This window comes from Mucilaginibacter terrae, from assembly GCF_031951985.1.
Classification (GTDB): Bacteria; Bacteroidota; Bacteroidia; order Sphingobacteriales; family Sphingobacteriaceae; genus Mucilaginibacter; species Mucilaginibacter terrae_A.
Genome location: NZ_JAVLVU010000001.1, coordinates 1,936,450 through 1,960,652, shown reverse-complemented (window position 1 = coordinate 1,960,652; position 24,203 = coordinate 1,936,450). Strand labels below are relative to the sequence as shown.

At 41.5% G+C, this 24,203-nt stretch carries 26 protein-coding genes; 14 read left to right on the top strand and 12 right to left on the bottom strand.

Annotation, left to right across the window (positions count from 1 at the left end):
* Positions 1–31: 31 nt before the first annotated feature.
* Positions 32–592, top strand: a complete 561-nt coding sequence (locus QE417_RS07940) for a glycosyl-4,4'-diaponeurosporenoate acyltransferase CrtO family protein (protein ID WP_311949091.1) — start codon at positions 32–34, stop codon at positions 590–592.
* Between the two features lie 17 nt (positions 593–609).
* On the opposite strand, the gene QE417_RS07935 is transcribed toward QE417_RS07940, so the two are convergent.
* The 5 genes from QE417_RS07935 to QE417_RS07915 all read right to left on the bottom strand — a co-directional run bounded on the left by QE417_RS07935 (position 610) and on the right by QE417_RS07915 (position 5,261).
* The gene (locus tag QE417_RS07935) at positions 610–1,782 is read right to left on the bottom strand and encodes a hypothetical protein (protein ID WP_311949089.1); all 1,173 of its coding nucleotides are present in this window, start codon (positions 1,780–1,782) and stop codon (positions 610–612) included.
* A complete protein-coding gene (locus QE417_RS07930; RefSeq protein WP_311949087.1) occupies positions 1,779–2,768 on the bottom strand; it encodes a DUF2157 domain-containing protein in 990 nt (329 codons plus the stop codon). Before QE417_RS07930 ends, QE417_RS07935 begins: the two co-directional genes overlap by 4 nt.
* A 67-nt stretch (positions 2,769–2,835) precedes the next feature.
* Complete coding sequence (locus tag QE417_RS07925) at positions 2,836–4,104, bottom strand: alkaline phosphatase family protein (protein ID WP_311949085.1); 1,269 nt, start codon at positions 4,102–4,104, stop codon at positions 2,836–2,838.
* Between the two features lie 90 nt (positions 4,105–4,194).
* Positions 4,195–4,428 carry a hypothetical protein gene (locus QE417_RS07920; protein WP_311949083.1) on the bottom strand — a complete coding sequence of 78 codons (234 nt, stop codon included), beginning with the start codon at positions 4,426–4,428 and terminating at the stop codon, positions 4,195–4,197.
* Between the two features lie 188 nt (positions 4,429–4,616).
* The gene (locus tag QE417_RS07915) at positions 4,617–5,261 is read right to left on the bottom strand and encodes an ankyrin repeat domain-containing protein (RefSeq protein ID WP_311949081.1); all 645 of its coding nucleotides are present in this window, start codon (positions 5,259–5,261) and stop codon (positions 4,617–4,619) included.
* 95 nt (positions 5,262–5,356) lie between these two features.
* Between QE417_RS07915 and QE417_RS07910 the strand changes: the two genes are divergently transcribed.
* Both QE417_RS07910 and QE417_RS07905 read left to right on the top strand, forming a co-directional pair.
* On the top strand, positions 5,357–8,020 hold the full coding sequence (locus QE417_RS07910; RefSeq protein WP_311949078.1) for an FtsK/SpoIIIE family DNA translocase: 2,664 nt from the start codon (positions 5,357–5,359) through the stop codon (positions 8,018–8,020).
* A 97-nt stretch (positions 8,021–8,117) separates the two neighbouring features.
* Positions 8,118–8,789 (top strand): LolA family protein, encoded by a 672-nt coding sequence (locus QE417_RS07905; protein WP_311949075.1) that lies wholly within the window; start codon positions 8,118–8,120, stop codon positions 8,787–8,789.
* Positions 8,790–9,490: 701 nt separating this feature from the next.
* On the opposite strand, the gene QE417_RS07900 is transcribed toward QE417_RS07905, so the two are convergent.
* The 4 genes from QE417_RS07900 to QE417_RS07885 are packed head-to-tail and all read right to left on the bottom strand — an operon-like array spanning position 9,491 to position 11,810.
* Positions 9,491–10,135, bottom strand: coding sequence for a uridine kinase family protein (locus QE417_RS07900; protein WP_311949074.1), 645 nt, complete (start codon positions 10,133–10,135; stop codon positions 9,491–9,493).
* Positions 10,122–10,637: a hypothetical protein gene (locus tag QE417_RS07895; protein WP_311949072.1), complete on the bottom strand. Its 516-nt coding sequence runs from the start codon at positions 10,635–10,637 to the stop codon at positions 10,122–10,124. Before QE417_RS07895 ends, QE417_RS07900 begins: the two co-directional genes overlap by 14 nt.
* Positions 10,624–11,037: a LysM peptidoglycan-binding domain-containing protein gene (locus tag QE417_RS07890; protein ID WP_311949071.1), complete on the bottom strand. Its 414-nt coding sequence runs from the start codon at positions 11,035–11,037 to the stop codon at positions 10,624–10,626. The genes QE417_RS07895 and QE417_RS07890 overlap by 14 nt, the downstream gene beginning before the upstream one ends.
* Before the next feature lie 11 nt (positions 11,038–11,048).
* Positions 11,049–11,810 (bottom strand): DUF4905 domain-containing protein, encoded by a 762-nt coding sequence (locus QE417_RS07885; protein ID WP_311949068.1) that lies wholly within the window; start codon positions 11,808–11,810, stop codon positions 11,049–11,051.
* Between the two features lie 104 nt (positions 11,811–11,914).
* Between QE417_RS07885 and QE417_RS07880 the strand changes: the two genes are divergently transcribed.
* Positions 11,915–12,394 (top strand): Dps family protein, encoded by a 480-nt coding sequence (locus QE417_RS07880; protein WP_311949066.1) that lies wholly within the window; start codon positions 11,915–11,917, stop codon positions 12,392–12,394.
* A 76-nt stretch (positions 12,395–12,470) separates the two neighbouring features.
* On the opposite strand, the gene QE417_RS07875 is transcribed toward QE417_RS07880, so the two are convergent.
* Both QE417_RS07875 and QE417_RS07870 read right to left on the bottom strand, forming a co-directional pair.
* Positions 12,471–13,961, bottom strand: coding sequence for an OmpP1/FadL family transporter (locus tag QE417_RS07875; RefSeq protein ID WP_311949063.1), 1,491 nt, complete (start codon positions 13,959–13,961; stop codon positions 12,471–12,473).
* An 18-nt stretch (positions 13,962–13,979) separates the two neighbouring features.
* Positions 13,980–14,867 carry a hypothetical protein gene (locus QE417_RS07870; protein ID WP_311949059.1) on the bottom strand — a complete coding sequence of 296 codons (888 nt, stop codon included), beginning with the start codon at positions 14,865–14,867 and terminating at the stop codon, positions 13,980–13,982.
* A gap of 105 nt (positions 14,868–14,972) precedes the next feature.
* Between QE417_RS07870 and proS the strand changes: the two genes are divergently transcribed.
* The 6 genes from proS (at position 14,973) to QE417_RS07840 (ending at position 19,887) form a co-directional block, all read left to right on the top strand.
* Positions 14,973–16,445: a proline--tRNA ligase gene (gene proS / locus QE417_RS07865; protein ID WP_311949057.1), complete on the top strand. Its 1,473-nt coding sequence runs from the start codon at positions 14,973–14,975 to the stop codon at positions 16,443–16,445.
* Between the two features lie 144 nt (positions 16,446–16,589).
* Positions 16,590–16,868, top strand: a complete 279-nt coding sequence (locus QE417_RS07860) for a four helix bundle protein (RefSeq protein ID WP_311954625.1) — start codon at positions 16,590–16,592, stop codon at positions 16,866–16,868.
* 50 nt (positions 16,869–16,918) lie between these two features.
* Positions 16,919–18,058 carry a cystathionine gamma-synthase gene (locus QE417_RS07855; protein WP_311949055.1) on the top strand — a complete coding sequence of 380 codons (1,140 nt, stop codon included), beginning with the start codon at positions 16,919–16,921 and terminating at the stop codon, positions 18,056–18,058.
* An 88-nt stretch (positions 18,059–18,146) separates the two neighbouring features.
* Positions 18,147–19,013: a TIGR02757 family protein gene (locus tag QE417_RS07850; RefSeq protein ID WP_311949053.1), complete on the top strand. Its 867-nt coding sequence runs from the start codon at positions 18,147–18,149 to the stop codon at positions 19,011–19,013.
* 117 nt (positions 19,014–19,130) lie between these two features.
* Positions 19,131–19,508 carry a hypothetical protein gene (locus tag QE417_RS07845; RefSeq protein WP_311949052.1) on the top strand — a complete coding sequence of 126 codons (378 nt, stop codon included), beginning with the start codon at positions 19,131–19,133 and terminating at the stop codon, positions 19,506–19,508.
* Between the two features lie 163 nt (positions 19,509–19,671).
* Entirely contained in the window at positions 19,672–19,887 is a 216-nt protein-coding gene (locus tag QE417_RS07840; protein ID WP_311949050.1) for a DUF2945 domain-containing protein, read from the top strand.
* A 203-nt stretch (positions 19,888–20,090) separates the two neighbouring features.
* Here QE417_RS07840 and QE417_RS07835 read toward each other — a convergent pair whose 3' ends face one another.
* On the bottom strand, positions 20,091–20,297 hold the full coding sequence (locus QE417_RS07835; protein WP_311949049.1) for a hypothetical protein: 207 nt from the start codon (positions 20,295–20,297) through the stop codon (positions 20,091–20,093).
* A 147-nt stretch (positions 20,298–20,444) separates the two neighbouring features.
* On the opposite strand from QE417_RS07835, the gene QE417_RS07830 reads away from it, so the two are divergent.
* The 4 genes from QE417_RS07830 (at position 20,445) to QE417_RS07815 (ending at position 24,202) form a co-directional block, all read left to right on the top strand.
* Entirely contained in the window at positions 20,445–20,807 is a 363-nt protein-coding gene (locus QE417_RS07830) for a hypothetical protein (RefSeq protein WP_311949047.1), read from the top strand.
* A gap of 90 nt (positions 20,808–20,897) precedes the next feature.
* Positions 20,898–21,641 (top strand): 3-oxoacyl-[acyl-carrier-protein] reductase, encoded by a 744-nt coding sequence (fabG, locus tag QE417_RS07825; RefSeq protein ID WP_311949046.1) that lies wholly within the window; start codon positions 20,898–20,900, stop codon positions 21,639–21,641.
* Between the two features lie 146 nt (positions 21,642–21,787).
* Positions 21,788–22,039: a DUF3253 domain-containing protein gene (locus QE417_RS07820; protein WP_311949044.1), complete on the top strand. Its 252-nt coding sequence runs from the start codon at positions 21,788–21,790 to the stop codon at positions 22,037–22,039.
* Between the two features lie 72 nt (positions 22,040–22,111).
* Positions 22,112–24,202 (top strand): hypothetical protein, encoded by a 2,091-nt coding sequence (locus tag QE417_RS07815; RefSeq protein ID WP_311949041.1) that lies wholly within the window; start codon positions 22,112–22,114, stop codon positions 24,200–24,202.
* The last annotated feature ends 1 nt before the right edge of the window (position 24,203 follow it).

Below are 24,203 nucleotides of genomic sequence, written 5' to 3'. Positions count from 1 at the left end.
ATTTTTAATATTGAATGGTATATTGCTTGAAATGAAGCAAAAACCGTTGTTTAAAAAATATGCTATTGTGGCTTTGGCAACCCTTGTGGCGGTAGCATTTATAGGCGTGTTTTATGTGTTAGGACTTAAAACTTCGATGTTTTTATTTGCATGGCAGCTCAACTTTGCCCTTATGGCATGGATCTCGGTTGTAAACGCTCAACTAAAGCCACGCTTGCGATCATCGTACTTTGATGCTTTTGCTTTCGAACAAGACGGAAAAATATATGCCTATTTAGGCGTTAACTGGTTTAGGCGGTTTTTGGTGCTGGTTGGCTGGGAAAAAATAACCCGTAAAAACATGCCGGTATCCAATAGCATTAGCGATATTAAAAAATATGAGCGGGCAACCCGCGAGTCGGAATATGGACATTGGATAGTAGCAATTATTGTTATCCTGATATCAATTTACATTTATATCCAGTATTCGTTAGTGCAAATAATATGGCTAATGGTACTCAATGTTTTGTTTAATATTTACCCCATATTTTTGCAACGCTACAACCGTCCAAGGCTACAAATTATAATTAGCAGATATTCTTCAATAAAATAGAGTCAACTGAACTACCCTCAAAATTCTCCGCTCGAGCCGCCACCACCGGCACTGCCACCGCCAAAGCGGGTATGGGCAACCTGGGCACCCGGTGTTTTGGCAAACGTTTCGCCCACAATAAGCGATTCGATATTAAGGTTGGCCATTAAATTCCGACGGTTCAAATCGGCATAAGTGATGCCGTGTTTTGGGGTTTTAAGGTAACGTATAACCACAATGCTAATAGCTAACAGTATGATGCCGCCAATAGTGAACGCTGTTTCTGCCGGTAAAACATGATAATAATTGCGGAAGGTAAATACCGAGGCGACTATGAGCAGCAAGCCTGTGCGCAGCAAAATCACATCCTTTTTTTGTACGCCGCGGGCTATATAAGCAATAGGCAACAACAAGGTCCAAATCCAAAATATAAATCCAAACGGTACGGGTGCCCCGGGTTTAGCTCCCATTAATTCGCCACCTAATTGCTGTACTACAAAATAATTGCCCGAGAGGTATAATGCTACCAAGGCCACAATTTGGGCCACATCTAAACAGGTTTGATAGTACTTGGCTCTTTCATCACTATATAATTTAACGCAAAACCAATAAATACCTGCCGATGCCAGCATCATTACAAAAGGTAATATAGCAGATGGCAATTTCATATCCTGCCATCCAAAAAAAATAAATGCAAGCACTGCCATACAAGCAACTATACTGGTTACTACATCGGCAAAGCGCAGGGTGAAGTAAATATTCAGCAAGCAGATAAATAAACTTATTAAGCCAAAATGTTCCAGGTTAGGATTAATGGTAAACATCATCCATACAAAACCGCCTATTAACAAACCTGCAGTTATAATAATCAGCGCATTATCAACACCTGAACGGTAATAGTGATTATGCTTTACAAACCGCTCGAGTATAAAATAGCTAAAGGCTCCTAATATAAGAGGCCATATAAAAGTTTCAATAATATGTGTATCAGCTAATACAAGGCTTATTAAGCCACTTGAAAAGGATGCAATGATGAAAGTGAAAATAAATAAGCCAATAGTCCATATAATGCCGGGGCGGTAAAAGCCAACAGGGTAGGTCTGCTTCAAGGCTTTCAATTCATCGGTTGTTATAAGACCAGCATTATGATCGTCTTCAAATTGGTTTTGTAACTCTAAGTTATTCAACCATGTTGTGTTGTAAATGATCATAAAGCCTTTAATTTTTTGTGAAGACGATTTAGTGAATAAATAACCACCGCTGCCGAAATGGGTACATAATAAATAGACAGGATTATCCCCGCATCATTAGCTCCCATGGTTAGTAGCATGAACAATAGGCATGAAACAGTAATATATCCGTACACAATGGCCAGCATTATAAAGTAAAAGCTCTTTTGCTGGTAAGCATCTTTATAAATAAGGGCAGTTAAACCCAGTACAGCAAATGCCCATAATACAGCATGTCCTTCATCATAATAATGAAAATAGCCTGCTAATAGTGCTATTAAGGTAACATGTATACCATAATGTGCATAGCTAAATTTAAAGTGCTTTTTAAATATGAATTTTTGAGTTAACCAGGCTGCTAAAAGCAACAGCAGACCAAAACCCACGTAAGTGAATATAACCTGTCCATTCATGAATATTCCGGCCTGCAATAATTGGCGGGGAGTTGCAGTAACACCCATCCATATACCCAAGTTGGCAATGGCCATGTTTAGTATGCCGATATGGTCGAAATCATAAGCCAGGTAAAACAAAATGAGCATGGGAATAAGCGTTGCCAAGCCATAATTATTACCAAATACGTTGTATTGGTATTGCAGGTAGCCAATAAAAATGAGCAAACTGATAGTGCCCAGTAACAATACGTAATCAAAAAAGGTGTTAGGACTTTCAACCTTTGAGCGGCTGAACGGCTTCTTATTTTTAAAGCAGTAAAACAGGCATCCACCACTCACCAAAGCAATAAATGCCAATATGATCTGGTGGCCAATGGTATCAATATTTTTATAAACTAATGTGCCAATACCGCCGGTAAACAGCATAATGCCCAGGTAAAGTATGGTTTTAACTTCCCAATGAACCGAGAATAATGGATTGAGCCGCTGTTGGTTTATTTTGGTGTACGAGGCGTCGCTTATGATGCCCTGCGCATGTAGTTCATCGTACAAATGGTGCTGGTCTGTTAACATTCTAAGGTTGATGGTTTAACCAATGATACTAAAATTTTAACAGTAAACAACAAAAGCCGGCGTTTGCTTACTTTATGAGCAATTTTTTGGCAAGATGAATTGAACCATCGACAGGTTGAGTAATGGTTAGGCCAAGCAGTTGGGCAACCAGTGGGTATACATCAACATTGTTAAACATCGGAATTTTTAAGCCGGTTTTAAAATTTGGTCCCCAGGCATAAAAAGTAGCTTTCATTTGCGGTACTAAAGTTGGGTCGTAACCGTGAGCACCGGGATTGGGCCTACCTTTAGCAGTATAGATAAAAACATTTGGGGCTTTAGGAATGAGCAAAATATCGGCAATACGGTTAAAGCGATCGTTAGCCTTATTATAGTGCCAATGCTTTGGTGTATTGGTGCCCAGGTAAACAGCGTAACGGTTATGGGGCTCTTTCAGTAAAGCTTCGTAAGTGCCTTTTATTGCCGATGTATCTTTGGCGTATAGCTCAACCATTACATCTTCGCCGGTAATATTAAATTTGGCAGTATCTATAATAGGAGGGATGCTCAGGGGGGCTTTGTTGTCAACATGTACCATTCCATGATCTGACAGGAAAATGAAATTTACATCCAGTCCGGTTTGTTTTACCTGTTTCTGCAATTCGTTCACTGCCGAATCTATCAGTAATACCGCTTTGTGTGTTTCGGGGGCATCGGGGCCAAAATGATGCCCTGCATAATCAACCTGCGGAAAGTACAGATTTATTAAATGCGGACGCTGCGCGGGTGAAAGCTTAAGCCAGTTTATTACAGTTTTAATTCGGTTGCCTATGCTTATTTTTTCGTTGTACTTGTATCTGTAAGTAGGATACGTGTTTTGTATTTCGGCATCCGAACCTACCCAGTAAAAAGCAGCGCTCAACATTTTTTGTTGCTCGGCCAGCACCCATAGCGGGGTGCCGCCATACCATCGGGCTTCGGTAGCCGTAACGCTCTTGGATGAATATGAATCGTTTAAGTTTCGGTCATAAAACTTATTGCAGACTATACCATGGTGTGAAGGATATAAACCCGTAACCAGCGTATAATGATTTGGAAAAGTGATGGAAGGGTAGGAGGGCATCATGGCCTCTGCACGTACCCCGGTTTTACCTAATGTAATAAGATTTGTGGCGTTGCACTTTTCAATATAATCATACCGCATAGCATCAACCGAAATCATGATAACATAAGGCTTTTTTTGCTGCTCGGGGCTGTTTGCCCTGCCCTTAATAATGTACTGGGTGGTATCGTTATTTTGACCATAGCCCGCCAGCCACAAAATAATACCTAATACTAATAACAGCTGCTGTTTCATTATAAATTAACCTGCCAAGTGGCCAAAATACTTAATTGTATTTAATTGATGCACTAAGCGGATTAATTTGATAATGCAGTAACAACAGGTTTACACTTCGTAACCTATGCGTACCTGTACATAATTATCGTTATGCACTTTTGCAAATTGGGTTGGGTTGCGCGTAAAATCAGGGTCGGTGTCAAGATATATTTCGGTTACATTTACCACATCGGGGTTAAGGGCAGTACCCGCATTATATTGGTACGATGACTGGCTTTCTAAAATTTGCTTTATTTCCTGGTATTGTTTACCGGTAAGCATCACCATTTTTTCTGCTTTCATTTTATTCAAGTTTATTATAATACGTCCAGGCGGACAAATTGATTGGTTAGTATTGCAAAGATAGGATTTGATATTCCGAAATTCGAATGTTCAATTTTGAATTTGTGTTTGTAGGCGATAAAACAGTTTTAAAATAACAAAGCCCTTAGTTTACTACTAAAGGCTCATGCTGTAACTCACTAATTTAATTACAAACTCAAAATATCTGCAATTTCAAAGTGACCGTTATTTAAAGCAAGGTCGGCAGGTAAAGCACCATCATCCATTTTTATACTAACATCTGCGCCCTCTTCCAGCAACACAACCAGCATCTCTAAATTTCCGTTTTTGGCGGCATAGTGTAATGGAGTTATACCTGTATCATGCTGTGTGTTAATTTGTACATTGTGTTCAATTAGCATACGCGCAATATCTAAATGATTGCCAGCCACTGCTAAGTGTATTGGTCTGATACCGGATGGACCATTTAGTGGTTGGTTGGCATCGGCACCTTTAAATATCAAGTAACGTGCTGCTTCATAATTGCCAAAATAACAGGCAAGTGCTAATGGCGTAAAGCCATCGGCGTTGTATTCATGTATTTGCTCCGGGTTATTATACACCTGGTAAGCCAATATATCAAACTTACCAACTGCAGCGGCTTCAAAAATGTCAACTTCATCTAAATATTTAAGCAGTATATTGGTGGCATCTGGTTTTTTATAATAGCAAGATAGCATAAGCGGCGATACATCATCGCTTACCGCGTTTTTAGCCAGCGATGGGTTTTGTGATAATAATTGATTTAGGTTGTATAAGTCGCCTGTTGTTATTAAATATTCTAACTGTCCCATACTCAAGTCTCTCTATATTAAACTATAAATTAAAAATCGTGCCAAACAGAATTCTTATTAATACTTTTATATTTGTACTTTAAGTGTAATTGAAGATGCCGCCAAAAGGAAATCAGTTTAAATCCAATTCTTTTAAAGATGAAAACCGCCCACGCCAGGGTGGTGGCAGTCGCCCCGAACTTGAGCGTGTATCGAAACCTAGGTTTGATGGCATGCCCGCTTTCAATTTAGGGGATGGCCGTATTATCAAGATCATTGGCCTTTTGTGCCTGGTTGTTTCGGTATTCTTCCTGATCGCCTTTACCTCTTACATTTTTACCTGGGAAATTGATCAGAGCTACATTCAGCAAACTAATGGTGGTTGGGGAACGCTATTTAAAACCCAGCAAGAATTGATTGATAATGGCGTTACCAACCCTGTGGTGCAAAACTGGTTGGGTAAGTTAGGTGCGTTGATGGCCAATCAATTTATGTATGAATGGTTTGGACTGGCGTCGTACTTTTTTGTACTGGTGTTTTTTGTAATAGGCTATCGTTTACTGTTTAAAGTAAGGTTATTTGCCGTTGGCAAGTTGTTGGCTTACTCATTTTTTGGATTGATTTTTACCTCTGTTACCATTGGCTTTTTTCATGGCTTCATGAGTAACTATCCGCATTATATTGAAGGAGAGTTTGGTTTTTGGAGCACCCGTTTGCTCAATGCGCAAATAGGCTCGGCCGGTACCGGGTGTTTACTGCTTTTTGCGGGTTTAACCGTATTAATTATAGCTTACAACATCGACTTTAAACTTCCGGAGCGCCCTCAAAAAGTAACAGATTTAAATAATGCTGCCGAAGGTGAAGCTGCCTCAGGTAATGTTGAATTGGAAGACGAAGTGATTTTTGAGCCGGTTGAATGGCCCCGCGCTAATAACCGCCGCGAAACTGCCGCTCCTCAACAGCCCATATTAACTACTAATGAGCGCCTGCAGCAAGAACCTCTTGTAAAACCGCCTGTGGCCGAACCCGTTTTGCCTGAGCCGGTGTTACAGCATAATGTGCCGCTTGCTGCCGAGGTAGCCAATTCTATCAAGCATGAGCCTATTACCCTGTCTCCGCAAAAAACAGATTTAGACGAGGCAGATGTGCCCGAGGTAGAGGATGTTCCGCTTACGGTAGAAGAAGCGCGCCCACAAGCTGAATTAAGTATTGAGAAAGAAGCCGAGGTTAGCTCGAATGAGTTAGTGGAAAAATTTGGCACTTACGACCCCAAACTTGATTTATCGGGTTATAAATATCCTACACTTGATTTATTGGAAAACTATGGTTCTAATAAAATAAGCGTTGATGCTTCGGAGCTTGAAGCCAATAAGAACAAGATCGTTGAAACGCTGAACCATTACAATATTGAGATCGATAAGATTAAGGCAACCATTGGTCCAACAGTTACTTTGTATGAAATAATCCCGGCTCCTGGTGTACGTATCTCTAAAATCAAAAATCTGGAAGATGATATCGCATTAAGCTTAGCCGCATTAGGTATACGTATTATTGCGCCTATGCCGGGCAAGGGTACCATTGGTATTGAGGTACCTAACCAGCATCCAGAAATGGTATCCATGCGTTCGGTACTGGCAACCGAAAAGTTCCAGAATACTACTATGGATTTGCCTATTGCTTTGGGTAAAACCATATCAAACGAAGTATTTGTAGCCGATTTGGCCAAGATGCCCCACTTGCTGGTTGCCGGAGCTACCGGCCAGGGTAAATCGGTTGGTATTAACGCCATATTGGTTTCGTTACTTTACAAGCGCCACCCGGCCGAGCTTAAGTTTGTAATGGTTGACCCTAAAAAGGTGGAGCTGACCCTCTTCCGGAAAATTGAGCGTCACTTTTTGGCCAAACTACCCGATGAGGCCGATGCTATTATAACTGATACCAAAAAAGTAATTAATACCCTCAATTCGTTATGTATTGAGATGGATCAGCGTTATGATTTGCTGAAAGATGCGCAGGTACGTAATCTGAAAGAATATAATGCCAAGTTTGTAAATCGCAAGCTTAATCCTGAAAACGGTCATCGCTTTTTGCCATTCATTGTATTAGTCGTTGATGAATTTGCCGACCTGATGATGACGGCGGGTAAAGAAGTTGAGATGCCTATTGCCCGTTTAGCACAACTGGCGCGTGCAGTGGGTATTCACCTTGTAATTGCTACACAGCGCCCGTCGGTTAATATTATTACAGGTACTATTAAGGCTAACTTCCCGGCGCGTTTGGCATTCAGAGTATTGTCAAAAATCGACTCACGCACGATTCTTGATGCCGGTGGTGCCGATCAATTGATCGGTCGCGGTGATATGCTTTTGGCTACCGGCAGCGATTTAATACGTATACAATGTGCCTTTGTTGATACCCCAGAGGTAGAGAAGATATCAGACCACATAGGTAACCAACGTGGCTATCCAAGCGCTATGCTACTGCCCGAATACGTTGGCGAAGGCGAAGCAAATGCCCCTAAAGATTTTGACCCTAATGATCGTGATCCAATGTTTGAAGATGCTGCACGTCTTATTGTGTTACATCAGCAGGGTTCAACTTCGCTTATTCAGCGTAAACTCAAACTGGGTTATAACCGTGCAGGGCGCATCATCGACCAATTGGAAGCTGCAGGTATTGTAGGCCCTTTTGAAGGTAGTAAAGCCCGTGAAGTACTGTATCCCGATGAGTATAGTTTAGAACGCGCTCTTGAGGACATACAAAAAGGTTCGGGCAATTAAACTATGCAATGGTTTTCTTGTTCTAACAATCAACGGCATTATATTGCTAATGCAAGCTTATTTTCATTGGTAACATGAGTGCTTTAGAAAACATACTATGAAAAACTTATTTGCATACCTCATTATATTAATTTCAACCGCTCCCACTGCACTTGCACAGAAAGATGCCGACGCTAAAGCTATTTTAAGTGGAGTAGGGCAAAAGTATCGTTCATATAATACTGTTAAAAGTGATTTTACTTTAACCATAGCCAATCCGCAAGAGGGCGTAAATCAAACTCAGAATGGTACTTTAATTACCCAGGTTAAGGCTAACAAATATAAATTGAGCTTTTTTAGCAATACCACTAAAAAAGCCCTTACCCAGGAAATCATAAGCGATGGCAAAACCCAGTGGACATACATGCCCGCACAAAAAGAAGTTCAGATAAACGATGCCAATACCACCGAGGGAATTAATCCGGCTCAAATATTTACGCTTTACGAGAAGGGGTATAAATACATTTACACTGGTTTGCAAAAGCAAGCTGGTAAAACTTATCAAGTTGTTGAGCTAACTCCAACTGATGCCAAACAAAGCATATTCAAAATACGCCTGCTCATTGATAAAATGAAAAAGCAGATTTACAACGCACAATTATTTGATAAAAATGGTGGCCGATATAATTACACCATAAATACTTTTACACCTGATGTAAGTGTTGCTGCCAATACGTTTACTTTCAATCCAAAAGCTTATACTGGTGTAGAAGTAGTAGACTTGAGATAATGGATATTGGGTATAGGTTAATGTAGCCAATGCTTCTGCTTTCTCGAGGGCACGATTAGCCGAACTTTTACGACATTGTAACGTGTAATCTTACTTGCTTCATATTCCAGCAGTAATTTAATAATAGGGTTGACAACTGCCTTAAGGATTATTTTAAGACTTTTGGGTGATTAGTTATAAGCAGCTATTAATGACGGGGTGAAATCACGGCTGTCGAATTTATAACATTGGTGATATTTGCTACTTTTTTAATTCAGTAAGCCTTATTGGTATGTGCTAATTGAAAAAGTTCCACATCTTACCGTGTTGTAATTTCATTTAAAAATCTGCTGCTAATAAATGGTTAGATTTCAGAAGAAAGGCGCACTAATAGTAGCCATAGTTTTTAAAAAAAGATTTACTTATTTCCCAGCTCTGATTTTTAACCACTCTATATTTCCATGGATCTAAATGGTTTAAAGAACGTTAAATATCTAAAAACATTCAAATTAGCATTTTTAAGCTAACAATCTACAGCGGTCTAAATTATTTATGGCAAATTTGGAAACTAAGGTAATATCTTACCTAAGAAAATTAGTGGTGAATACGTCAGCAATAATGCCGTGATTAAATAATTTTATCAAATTGCATATTTCTACATATGATCATTTTTGATGAAATGGGATAAATAGTTATAAATAGATAGAGAATATAGCATCGTCCTATTCCCCAAACAACTTCGTTCTCACTTCATCAGAGATTTCATCGGTAGTGCGTATAATATCCTCTGCTACATTACTATTGTTTACCACAATTTTATGGCAGCCTTCACGATAGGGAAGCAAGTATTCTTTGTAAGCGGGTACAACATGATTATGCCACTTATAAAGAACATCGTCATGGGAATAACCTCGCTCATTGAGGTCGCGTTTTAGGCGACGTTGGAGGGCTACCTCTTCATCGGTGTCAAGAAAGATTTTTAGATTAAGCTGGTTGGAAATATCTTGAAAATGCAGGATGAACAGGCCTTCTACGATTAATATAGGGGCGGGTTTAATTTCCAGCGTTTTGGGGATGGCGTTGGGGTTATTAAAGGTATACTCCAGCTTGGTAATCGTTTCATTGTTAATTAAGCGGGTAATATCGTTATGAAACTGCTGCATGTCAATCGTACGGGGTAAATCAAAATTATACAGTTTATTTTCCTCCGGAGTCATGTTGTGAGCTACCGGGATGTAATAATCATCCTGCGATACCAAACAAACTTCATCAGCTGAGAAATGTTCTAAAAAGCATTTTAAGAAAAACGTTTTGCCCGATCCGCTACCGCCGGCAATACCAATAATATAAGGCTTATTCTTGCTCATTAGGCATTCCGTAGCTGATGTTTACATGAAAACGCTTATCAAGAGCACCTAAGGCATCGGCTGCACTCTTTGTAAGAACGATTATTACATCTTTAGTCATCTCATTATCGGTAAACTTACCCACAACCTTAGCAAAGGTGGTGCGGTTAGTCATGGGGTTAGTGATTTTAAGTACTGTGCCCAGTGGTGCAGTGCGATGCAATACCAGTTTCTTGTTCGGGTCTAAACCCAAGTCTGCACCATCAATATAAGTAGCAACACCTTTTTCGTTACGTTCGGTTATACCATATCTATTAGCCGGTAGATGGCGTTCGGCTGAGCCTGTACTATCAGTTTGGGCTACAAGAGTTGAGTCGCGTTTGGCGGGTTGTGTGGTAGTAGTGGGTTGTACAACAACCGGTGGTGGAGTAGTTACCACCGGAGCCACATTAGGCGCTGATAATTTGATTTTTAAAATCTGTCCGGGTTGCAGGTTGCTCGATGTTAGGTTATTCTGGCTCATAATATTCCTCAACCTTAACATTAAAACGTTTTGATATGGCATAAAGGGTTTCACCCGCTCCAACTTTGTATTCGGTAGCAGCAGTGGCTGATTCTGTATTTGTTGATGCTACGGTTACAGGAGATGCAGCACTTGTGCCAACAAAAGACAATTCCGTAGGTACTTTAATAACGTTACCTACGCGCAAAGGGGCATTATGATTAAATTGAATAATTACAGCCGGCTTAACATTGTAACGGCGGCCAATCGAGAAATAGTTGTCCTTAGGATCGAGTTTGTGCAGAACCACCTTTTTACCCTCCTGGTTTTCAACTCCTATGGAATCTATCACCGGACGAGCTATACCTGGTAGGGTAAAAAATGAGCATATGCCCCCCATTAAAAATAATTTTATAGTCATGTTCAAACCTATCAGCTTAAATTAAGTACCTTAATTTCCACCTTATCCTTTAAATAAATAAGCTGGTTTTGGTATAAAACAAACGCCTCGGGTTGCAATTTTTGTATATTGGTATTTAATATATCTTCAAAAACAACGGTACCGTCTTTAATAATGTATAAACACTGTTTTAGTTGGCCAGCCCAAAGCGAGTGCAAAGATACAATTATCCAGTTATTGTACTCCAGATAATGAATATTGTTTCGATAGGGTGCAGCAGGTAGCTTAGGGAAATTTAAAGGCAATGACATTGCTTCGGGAACCTTAATTTGGTTGTCAGTAATACTGTCGTTAACACTGTTGTATTTGCGCTGGATAGATCCGGTTTTGATGTCGATAATTTGATATGATGGTGGCTGTAACCTGCTGTCGTATATTACCGGACCATTAATTGTCAGCTGGTCAAACGTGTAATTAAAGTTATGCCACAATACATTTCCGGTTTCTTCATCAATTGCAGCTAAACCTTTATGTGTAGGTCCGCTTGCAGTTTGGTAATAATGCAATAATAAAACCCCATCATAGGCTGTTTCAATGCCGGTTAGCCATGATTCATCAACGGTGTGATTTTTAAAATAGGTCTTTCCGTTTTTTAAGCTGATAGCTGCAAAACAAACCCGGCGATCGGCATTGTTACGTATTTCGGCAAATAAGGTATGAGTGATATGGTCTACCTCCATACGCCATATTTCTCCGTTAAAATGTTCGGCAACCAGCAGCTTAAACTCGCTCATGCTTTAAAATTATCATTTTTATTTAAAACCGTTCAAAATGTTGGCTTTTTTCAAACACTTACTTTAGGTTTGCGTTGAAACATTCACTTACAAACAGATATACTATGGACGCAAAAGAAATAAGCTTAGATGAAAAAGAAGTAAAACCGGTAGTTGATCATTTAAATGAATTACTGGCAAATTACCATATACATTACCAAAAATTACGTGGTTGCCACTGGAATGTTAAAGGCCCCAGCTTTTTTACCCTGCACGTAAAATTTGAAGAGTTATATACCGAAGCACTGGTATTTATTGACGAACTGGCCGAGCGCGTATTAACTCTCGGAAAACCTCCATACAGCACATTTGCCGAGTATATTAAAAACTCACAAATTAAAGAGGTAAATACAATTGGCATGAAAGATACCGATATGGTTAAAGCCCTGATTGCTGATATGGCCACTTTAATTGAACTGGAGCGCAATATATTGGACATTACTGCTGATGCCGGCGATGATGGTACCAATGATATGGTAAATCGCTTTATGCAGTATAAAGAGAAGAATACATGGATGCTGCGTTCGTTTGTTAACGAGGACTAACCGTTAAAATATTAAGCATAAAAAAGACCTGTTCAAAAAATTGAGCAGGTCTTTTTTTATATATGCCTTTTGTTGACTAAAATCTTACGCCAAAAGTGAGGAACACGTTGTTGTAAGATCTGTCGAGGTTGGCAGTAGGGGTAGTTGCACCAATATCGTAAGGACGAACTACTTGTGAACCGGCTTTTATGTTTGTATAAGTGGCATCAATAAAGTAATTCTGGAAACGATAACCAAAGCCGCCACTTGCAGTTTTTATATCGGTTCCGCCGGTTTTAAGCGGGCTACCTTGTATGCTGTAGCCACCACGTAAAAAGAAGTTGTCTACCACACGTGCTTCTGCACCAAAACGGGTGTTAATTACCGAGCGATAACCCATTCTGATGTCGCTGTTATCACCGCTATCGCCATTATAGCTTAAACGGGCGCTTGAGTAATCAAGGTAATCAATGTCACCGGTGATGAAACCATATTTTCCAATAAAATAGGCTAAGCCAGCTCCCAGTTTTTGCGGGGTGCGCAAATTATAGGTAAAGGGATAGTTTTGACCATCACTCAATAGGTTTGAATTACTAAAGCGGGTATTTATGCGCTCGCTGTAAGTATCATCAATATTATACCAAGTTGGCGAAGTGTAGGTTACACCTATACGTAATTCATCAACAGGTCTTACGATCATACCCAGTTTAATATTAAAACCATTACCGCTGGTAGTTTGGTCTTGTATGTAGCTTGAATTAAATGGGGTATTAACCGGGTTGCCATTGACTAAAATATTGGCTGTGCCGGTTTCGGTAAAAGTGTTGATGGAATTGTAGCGCAAACTGCTTATGCCTAAGGCCGCACCAAAATAAAACTTGTTGCTGCTGTTTAAACCAAATGCCAGGTTAAATTCCGATTGGCCGCCGGTACGCATAGCGTTTGATAATTGACCAACTGCCCCAACAGTGTTGCTACGGTAGCTGTTGGTGGGTGGTGTTGTATTATTATTATAAAGGTCAATTAGGCTTTGTCCGTATGCCACGTCTTCAAGGGTGCCCTCTTGCGGTCTGGTATCGCCCTGTATATGATTAGCATTGGCTAAATTGGCATAATAGTTACCAATATTATTGGCTCCATTTTGACCACCATAGCTTACATTTTCGTAAAAATTATTGGTGCGGTTATAACCAACACCAAAGTTAAAACTCAGTAAGCCTTTACTTTTATCGGCACCGCGCGGCGAGTTAATCCTTGAGTGAAATACGATAGAAGCATTGCTCAGATTAACGGCATTACGGGTATCTTTCATGTTATTACCGAGGTAGGATGATTTTACGTTCGATCCATTGTATTCAGGTGTAAAGCTGAATTCAGACTTGGTGAAAAAACCTAAACCTGCAGGGTTATTTCCTATCGAGCTCAAATCGCCACCAATAGCGGTACCAGCATTACCAATTGCCCTGATGCGTGATGTAGCTCCCGGCTGAAAGGTTGAAAACCGGATGGCATCCTGCACATATTGTGCATAGGTATTTTGAGCAAATGCTACTATAGCAAATGCGCCTAATAAATATTTAATTTTCATAGTGTTGCAATAAGAGTATTAAGGTCTTGAAGGACGTGCACCGCGACTGCCACCGCCACCGCTGCTACCACCGCCGCCAGAGTTACCACCGCTGTTGCCAGGGTTGTAAGCCGGACGATCTACCGTTGTTGGACGATATACAGGTTGCGGATTGCTCTCGCGAACACCGCGCGATTGGCGGCCGTAATTAGTATTGCCGGCACTATTGCTGCCATTACCACCACGCTCACTGTTTGTAGCACGGCCAGGATAGTTGGCTGCATTTGGATAATTGCCGTTATAACCAACCCTACGTGCTGCAGCAGAACCGCTCAGGCCCGAACCGTTGAAATTACGGTTTGGTCTTGCGCGTAAATTGTTATTAGCCGAGTATACACCCCAGTAACCACCGCCGTAGCCATAACCGGTTCCCCAGTAAGAGTAGGGCGAACCCCAGCCGCCGTAGCCATAGCCAAGACCAATACCATAACCCCATGGGCTATAACCCCAGCCTCCGTAACCGCCCCAGCCACCGCCAAAGCCGTAACCAAGGCCTAAGCCCCAGCCGCCGCCGTAGCCATAACCGCCCATGCCCCAAGGGCTGTAAGCATAAGTATTAAGGTAAGGGCTGTTGTAGCCATAGTAATAATCGTCATAGTAATCAAACGGAGCATTATACCCAAAACGGTTTATGCGAGATGCATAACTATCGTAGTAGTAATAATCGTCGTCATCGCCCGATGTAGCTGCATACCGGTCTTCCTCACGTATGGGTTGGCGGTATACCGGCGCATCACCTGCTTCGGCCTTGCTAAAATAAACATCATCATCTGCTTTAGAGTTTGATGCCAGCTGGCTTTGAGTTGAGCAGGAAGCTAAGGCTAATGCACCTAAAAGTATGGTTGTGTGCAATATGTTCCTTTTCATTTTGTAGGGTATATTAAAAGTTGAAGTTTAAAAACATAATTAATTTATAAATTTGGCTGCAAAATTACACATTTCAATAGTCAAAATTCATTCCACAAAGTATATATGAGCAAGGGGATTATTAGTAAAGACGAAGATTACTCGCAATGGTTTAATGACCTTGTAATAAAAGCTGATCTTGCCGAGTACGCACCGGTAAGAGGCTGTATGATAATTAAGCCATACGGTTATTCTATTTGGGAAAAAATGCAGGCCGCGTTAGACAAAATGTTTAAAGATACCGGCCATAGCAATGCTTATTTTCCGTTGTTTATACCAAAATCTTTCTTCTCAAAAGAAGCCAGTCACGTGGATGGTTTTGCCAAAGAGTGTGCAGTAGTAACGCATTACCGTTTAAAAAACGATGGCGAAGGTAACATTATTGTGGATGAAGATGCAAAGTTAGAAGAAGAACTGATCGTCCGTCCTACATCCGAAACTATTATATGGCATACCTATAAAGGCTGGATACAGTCATACCGAGATTTGCCTATCCTGGTAAACCAATGGGCAAACGTGGTACGCTGGGAAATGCGCACCCGTTTATTTTTACGCACCACCGAATTTTTATGGCAGGAAGGCCACACCGCCCATGCCACCGCCGAAGAAGCCATAGCCGAAACCGAACAAATGCTCGACGTATATGCCGACTTTGTGGAGAACTGGATGGGCGTACCCGTGGTAAAAGGTCGAAAAACGGCTAATGAGCGTTTTGCAGGTGCATTAGACACCTATTGCATCGAAGCTTTAATGCAAGATGGCAAAGCGCTGCAAGCCGGTACTTCGCACTTTTTAGGACAAAATTTTGCCAAAGCATTCGATGTGAAATTCAGCAATAAAGAAGGTAAATTGGAACATGTTTGGGCCACCTCATGGGGGGTATCAACCCGCTTAATGGGTGCCTTGATCATGACCCACTCTGATGATGCCGGCTTGGTTCTTCCGCCAAAATTAGCGCCTATACAGGTGGTTGCCGTGCCTATATACAAGCACGACGAAGAGTTAGAAAACATCCGCACTTACATCAAAGGACTTAGTGCCGAGCTGCGCGCCAAAGGCATCTCTATAAAATTTGATGACCGCGACACGCAACGTCCGGGCTTTAAATTTGCCGAATACGAGCTTAAAGGTGTGCCTTTGCGCATTGCCATTGGCAGCCGCGATATGCAAAACGGAACGGTAGAACTGGCCCGCCGCGATACCCGCACCAAGGAGACCGTAATTCAGGAAGGCTTAGCCGCTCACATTGAACAATTGTTAGAGGAGATACAGACTAACATCTATCAAAAAGCGTTAAACTTCCGTGCGGAAAACACAGTAGAGGTTGATACATATGATGAGTTTAAACGTTTGTTAGATGAAAAACCAGGCTTCCTGTCGGCTCATTGGGATGGCACACCCGAAACCGAGCAACGTATTAAAGACGAAACCAAGGCAACCATTCGCTGTATTCCGTTAAATAATAAACAGGAAGAAGGCAAATGTATTTTGACAGGTAAGCCGTCGACGCAGCGGGTGCTTTTTGCAAGAGCGTATTAGGCTGTTAGTGAGTAGTTGATTAAGTTTATTGGGTGAGTAGTTTCAATACAACATGGCTTCGTTTACAGAGTTAGAAGTTTTGAAGCAATCCAGAAAGATTAGAAATTGGGTTAGAGATATAGTTAAATCTTTCCCTAAAGAAGAATCTTACAGACTTACGATCAACTAACGCGCGCAGTCAGATCTATTGGTAATAATATTGCTGAAGGACATGGTCGTTATCCTTATCAGGATAATATCCGTTTTTGTATCATGGCAAGGGGTTCTTTATCTGAAACACTTGACCATATGATAATTGCACTTGATGAAAATATAATTTCAAAAGAAGTGTTAATAGCGTTTCGGGCAGAGTATGATGCCTGCCTGAAGTTAATAAACGGTTACATTTTATATTTAAAGAAGCAAAAGATTGATGATTTGTAATGCGCTTAACCACTTACTTAATCAACTCAATCAACTCAATCAACCAACTAATGAAATTCGGAACTAAAGCAATACATGCGGGGCAACACCCCGATCCAACTACAGGCGCGGTAATGACGCCTATATACCAAACATCAACCTATGCACAGTCTGCACCGGGCGATAATAAGGGCTATGAGTACTCGCGTGGCACCAACCCAACCCGCAAAGCTTTAGAGGATTGTTTAGCAGCTTTAGAGAATGCTAAATATGGCTTAGCCTTTTCGAGCGGTATGGGTGCTACCGATGCGGTTATGAAACTACTTTCGCCCGGCGACGAGGTAATTACCGGTAACGATCTGTATGGTGGTTCGTATCGTATCTTTACGAAGATTTTTGCCGCTTATGGCATTACGTTTCATTTCCTCGACTTGAGTGACCCGACCATCATCGAAGAATACGTAAACAAAAACACCAAACTGGTTTGGATAGAAACACCTACTAACCCAACCATGCAGGTGGTGGATATTGAGGCCGTTGCGGCAATCACTAAGAAGCATGAGCTTACTTTGGTGGTGGATAATACTTTCGCCTCACCTTATCTGCAAAACCCTATGGATTTGGGTGCCGATATTGTAATGCACTCAGTTACCAAGTACATTGGCGGTCACTCCGATTTGGTGATGGGAGCCTTAATGCTCAACGACGAGGAACTGTACAAACGCCTGTGGTTTATTTACAACGCCTGTGGTGCCACACCCGGACCAATGGACAGTTTTTTAGCCCTGCGCGGTATTAAAACCCTACACCTGCGCATGAAAGCCCATTGCGAAAATGGCCGTGCCATAGCCGAGTTTTTGAAAGATCACCCTAAGGTTGAAAAAATATACTGGCCGGGTTTCACCGATCATCCTAACCACGAGGTTGCCAAAAAACAAATGCGCGATTTCGGTGGCATGATCTCCATCGTGCTTAAAAATGCTGACTTAGATGAAACCTTCCGCATCTCCTCCAACTTTAAAGTGTTCACACTGGCCGAATCATTAGGCGGTGTAGAATCTTTAATTAATCATCCGGCTACCATGACCCACGGCTCTATCCCCAAAGAAGTGCGCGAGAAAGTAGGTGTGGTTGATAACCTGTTGCGTATTAGTGTTGGCGTAGAAGATATTGAGGATTTGCTGGAAGATTTAAAGAATGCTTTAAGTTAGATTCAGGAGTACAGAATCAGGAGTCAAGATATGTGCTTCATCGTCTGTATTCTTGATTCTGTACTCTGTACTCTTTACTCTATTTCTAATGGTTACCGATATTAAAGCTTTTCTCGATGCCAAAGTAGCCCAATACAACCAACCCGGTTTTATTGAGAATGATCCTATAGTTATTCCACATCAGTTTACATTACAGCAGGATATCGAGATCATGGGTTTTTGGGCGGCTACCCTGGCCTGGGGGCAACGGGTAACCATCATTAAAAAATCTCGCGAATTGATTGCTCTTATGGATGGGGCTCCATATGATTTCATCACCAACCACCAGGAACCCGACCTCAAAAAATTGCTCAGCTTTAAGCACCGCACTTTTAATGATATTGACACACTGTACTTTATACAGTTTTTCAAGCATCATTATGGTAATTATAACTCTTTGGAGGATGCGTTTCTCCCCCCCGGCCCCCTGAAAGGGGAGCTTAATGGCATGGAAGATATTCTTAATGCAAATAAAACTTCTACTCCCCCTTCAGGGGGGCGGGGGGCTGAAGTTGCTCTGAATTATTTCCGTTCCTACTTCTTCTCCCTGCCCGATTTTCCACACCGCACTAAAAAACACGTATCATCACCCTCGCAAAAATCTACCTGCAAACGCCTGAACATGTTTTTGCGCTGGATGGTACGTAAAGATGATGCCGGGGTTGATTTTGGCATTTGGAACCGCATTAGCCCGGCCGATCTGATCTGCCCCTGCGATTTGCATGTAGACCGTATAGCCCGCAAACTCAAACTCATAACCCGCAAACAAACCGATTGGCAAACCGCCCTCGAACTTACCAAACACCTGCGCGATTTTGACCCGGCTGACCCGGTTAAATATGATTTTGCACTATTTGGATTAGGTATTGAGGAGCGTTGGGGACTGGATAATATATTGGCGGGGGTAAAGCTATAAGAGTCTATTTGTTATCTCGTTATTATTACGAAGTACGAAACCACCTTTGCGGATGCTAAGCGTTTATTCATCGTTCAGATTTTGTTTCGGTATTCACAATTATGTATATTTACTTTAATGCCTTACACGCTAACTCCCGAATCTGAGCAACACCTGCAAGCCTTTATCGCCGGTAAGTCGGCGTATACATTGGGGTTGTTTCACCATTTTGTAAGCGAGTATCAAAAGTTGGGTAGTGTTATATTACACCCGGCTAAAACTATGATAGGCATAGGTGCTCCTGAAAAACGTATTGCCTGGATAACCCAGTTAGGCAAAAACTTTATTCATGTGGTGTTTCCGTTTAATAAACCTTATGAGAATAACCTAAGCTTTGCTAAAATAGCGCAGGTACCCGGCCAGCAGCAGTTTAATCATCACTTTAGGATGCTGCAAAGAGAGGATGTGAATGGTGAAATTATTAAATACATGCAATTAGCTATAAGTAATGTGTAAGGTTTGCATTATTTATCGGCGACCAATAAAAAGTACAGGTTTATGAACAACAAAACACATGATAGCCTTTAATAAATTGTGCTAAGTGTAAATTATAAACCTTGTATGTTTATTATTTTTGTTGGCAAATTAATTGCAACTATCTTTTTCAAACATCGATACTATGAAAAAGGGAGATACTGTACACTGGGCTTGGGGCAAATCAGAAGCCGAGGGCAAGATAGAAGCTAAACACAGCGATACCGTTAAAAAGAAAACCAAGGGCACCACCGTAAAGCGCAAAGCCACCAAAGAAGAACCTGCATATGAAATAAAGCAGGAGAACGGCACCAAAGTTTTGAAGTCGGAAAGTGAATTGAAAAAAGGAAGGAAAAAATAGAGTCAAGAACCAAGAGCCAGGAAATAAGATCGCAGTTCAATTTTTTGTCTTGGTTCTTGGCTCTCAGCTCTTGTTTCTATCCTCTTATATATACCTCTCCTTTATATGGGTGTATAGTGCTATGGAAATGGTATCCTGCCACGTGCATTAAATAATAAGTCATAATATCGCACCAACAGATCTCATCATGAAATATGGGTACTTTAGGAAAAGTACCCTCCTGGCGGCTTTCTTCTTTGTTGTAGTTGTACTCGCCCTTCGTGCTGCTTTATCCACTCCCTAAATAAGTCAAACTCTGCAGGATCGGAGAACACAATTTTAAAATGCGTTTCTTCTTTAACCTCTTTCAGGTCATCGTTTAAATAATGATGAAACTTATGGCGGTGGCGAATGATTTTGGAAGTGTACATGTTATCGTAACAGTAAGACTTACACAATGTTTAGTCACGACTTAGAGCAATTATTTTTTATCATTTACTGTTAACATTATTGATACTAAGATTCGCATTTAAATCAAACATGAGGTTAGACTTGATATTTACATGGTAAAATTGAATATGAAAAAGTTATTTAATTCAGGTGATATAGTAAGAATTCGACTAATTGAAGATGTAAATGGTTTCGAATTCCAAACCGTGGAATTAGTTACAATGAAAGACTATGCTAATAGCTTAACATACAAAGCATATAATCAAAGCATAGAATTGTATGATTACAAATGGTGGGAGGTTCAGAGATTTGGCAAGAAATATTATTACAGAAAAAGAATTAAGAGAGATATTAGTCCAGTTGTCAAAGAGAAATTCAATGGAACGTGGATTGACATTTTAAAATATATTGTAGAAAAGTGGAAAGATGTCGCTGTTTTGTTGATAATGGTTTATGAGGTATTTAAAGAGCTGTTCTTACTGTTTAAATAACAGTACTATTGCCAACAGTTTACTATCATCTATGAACTAAAAACTAAAATAGCTACCTTCACACCCTCGAAAAAATCATTTTTTGAACACATGAAATTATTAGAAGGAAAAACCGCGCTCATCACCGGAGCATCAAAAGGTATAGGCCGCAAAATTGCCGAAAAGTTTGCCGAGCAAGGCGCCAATGTAGCATTCACCTACCTGTCGTCGGTTGAAAAAGGACAGGCTTTGGAGCAGGAACTACAGGCGTTTGGTACCCAGGTAAAAGGCTACCGCTCTGATGCTTCGAAATTTGACGAAGCTGATAAACTGATCACTGATATTGTTGCCGATTTTGGTAAACTGGATATTGTGGTAAACAACGCCGGTATTACCAAAGACGGCCTGCTGATGCGCATGACCGAAGAGCAATGGGACGAGGTATTGAACGTTAACCTGAAATCTATATTTAACGTTACCAAAGCCGCTTCTAAAATTATGATGAAAGCCCGCCAAGGGGTGTTCATCAACATGAGTTCGGTGGTGGGTATACAGGGTAACGCCGGTCAGGGTAACTATGCGGCTTCAAAGGCCGGTATCGTGGGATTCTCTAAATCAATGGCTAAAGAACTGGGCTCACGTAACATACGTACCAACGTGGTTGCCCCAGGCTTTATTAAAACCGAAATGACCGAGGTTTTAGACCCTAAAGTAGTTGAAGGCTGGACCCAAAACATCCCGCTTAAACGCGCAGGCGAAACTGAAGATATTGCCAATGCCTGCGTTTTCCTGGCATCTGACATGAGTACCTACATCACCGGACAAGTAATTTCTGTTGATGGTGGAATGGCTTAAGATAGAATCAAGAGTTTAGAATCAGGAATACAGACCAAAAATCAGGTGCTTTTTCTTGATGCTGTTAGAGATGTAGGCTGAAATGAGATGCTTCTTTTTATTCTATACTCTTTATTCGTATTCTTTATTCTGTTATGTGTAATAGGATGAGTGAAAACGATACCATAAGCAAAACCATATTGGCTATGGCAACTGAGCGGGGTGCAGATAAAACTATTTGCCCGTCGGAAGTTGCCAGGACTATGTTTGATACGCATTGGCGTAAGTATATGGATGAGGTAAGGCAAGCAGCAATTGAGTTACAACGAAAGGGCAAAGTAAGTATTACCCAAAAAGGCGAGCCTGTTGATGTGAATCATATCAGAGGCCCCATCCGCATAAAAATTAATAAAAGTTAGTTACGCTTTAACGATTGATAAGGCACAAGCTAACCATAAATCAAAATAAAACAGCATATTTGGAATACAGATATGCTGTTTTTGTTTTCAATAACCTGGGGAAGCGTTTCGGGCTGGTATACGCCCTTGTGTTTGCTGTTGGGCGTGCTTTATGCCTGGCTGCTGTACCGTAACCCGGTTAATTTGGATGGCAAAGTGCGCTGGGCACTGGCCGTGTTGCGTGCTATTGCCGTTGCTGTTATTGCCTTTTTGCTGATTTCGCCCCTGGTAAAATCAGTTACCTATCAGCCGCAAAAACCACTCATTTTAATAGCGCAGGATAATTCCTCATCTATCAGCAGTTTCAAGCCCAAAGATTTCGACCCTAATACTTTCAACAACCAGTTAGCCGGCCTTAAAAAGCAATTGGGCGATGATTACGAGGTGCGCGAGTTTAATTTCGACTGGAGCCTGCACGATGGCCTTTCAACCTCAAAAAATGGCAAACAAACTAATATAGCCGCCGCCATACATCAGCTTAACGAACGCTTTGTAAATCAAAATATTGGTGCGTTAATTTTAGCTACCGACGGCTTGTATAACCAGGGTACCGACCCGCAGTATGAAGCCCGTAACCTTAAAACCAGTATTTACACCATTGCTTTGGGCGATACCGTTCCGCGGCGCGATTTATTGATTGGAAACGTAAACTACAATAAAACGGCATACCTCGGCAACGATTTTATAATGGAGGTACTGGCCGAGGCCTATCAAAGCCAGGGTGAAACCCTGCGCCTTACCGTGGCCGAAGATGGGCGTACCGTGTTTACGCAAAATATTCCGGTTAATGCGGCGGTGTTTCGTAAAGTAGTGCCGGTTAAGCTTACCGCCGATAAAAAGGGCGTACACCAGTTTACCGTTAAACTGGCACCCGTAGCCAACGAACTATCAACCGAAAACAATGCCGAGACCGTATACATTGAGGTACTGGATGCCCGCCAAAAGATTCTGCTAACATACGGATCGCCGCACCCCGACATCAGCGTTATTAAACAACTGGTAGAGCATAACCGCAACTACGAGTTAAAGGCAATGCAACTGGATAAATTCTCCACTGTAAAACCGGGCGATTATGGCCTTATCATTCTCTACCAAATTACCCCGTCAGATCATCCTGCACTTAAAAGCTTTGTAGCCGATAGCAAAGTACCGCTATGGTATTTATGTGGTGCACAGAGCGACATGATAGATTTTAACCAGGCGCAAAACACCATTCGCATTATAGCCGGCCGTACCGATGTGCAGGAAACATTTGCCGAGCCTGCACCGGGGTTTTCGCTCTTTACCCTTACCGATTCCACACTTAATAAGCTCAATCATTTCCCACCTTTGCTGGCACCGTTTGGTAACTATGGGTCGGCCCCGGGTGCGTCGATATTGTTAAAACAACGTATAGGCAGCGTTAGCACCAACTTTCCGCTCATGGCATTTAATGATGCCGATGGCAGGCGCACGGCCACCTTAACAGGCGAGGGCTTGTGGCGCTGGAACCTGTCCGAATTTCAGGATTTTGGCAACCACAGTGCCATGGAGGAGTTTTTCAGCCAGAGCATTCAGTACTTAACCGCTAACTCCAATCGACAGCGTTTCAGGGCTTACCCGGGTAAAAGCGTATTTGATGAGGGCGAAAACGTACTGCTCAATGCCGAATTGTATAATGATGCCCTGCAGCTCATCAACACGCCCGATGTTAACATTAATTTAAAAAATAGTAACGGCAAAAATTACAGCTACTTGTTTAGCCGCACGTGGCAAAGCTACCAGTTAAACGCGGGTACGCTGCCTGTGGGCAACTATAGCTATACGGCTACCACGCAACTGGGCAAGCAACCCTTTAGCGTAAAGGGGCAGTTTACTATTAAACCACTCAACCTCGAGAGCAGGCAAAGCACCGCTAATCATCGCTTGCTGTACGGTTTGGCTAAACAATCGGGCGGACAAATGCTGCAACCCTCGCAGCTTAACCAACTGGCCGCACTCATTAAAAAGAACGACAACATTAAAACGGTTGTGTACGACGATCAGCGTTACAGCGACCTGATAGACAGTAAATGGATTTTTGTACTCATACTGGCTTTGCTAACCACCGAATGGCTGGTACGTAAGCGCGAAGGAGAGGTATAGC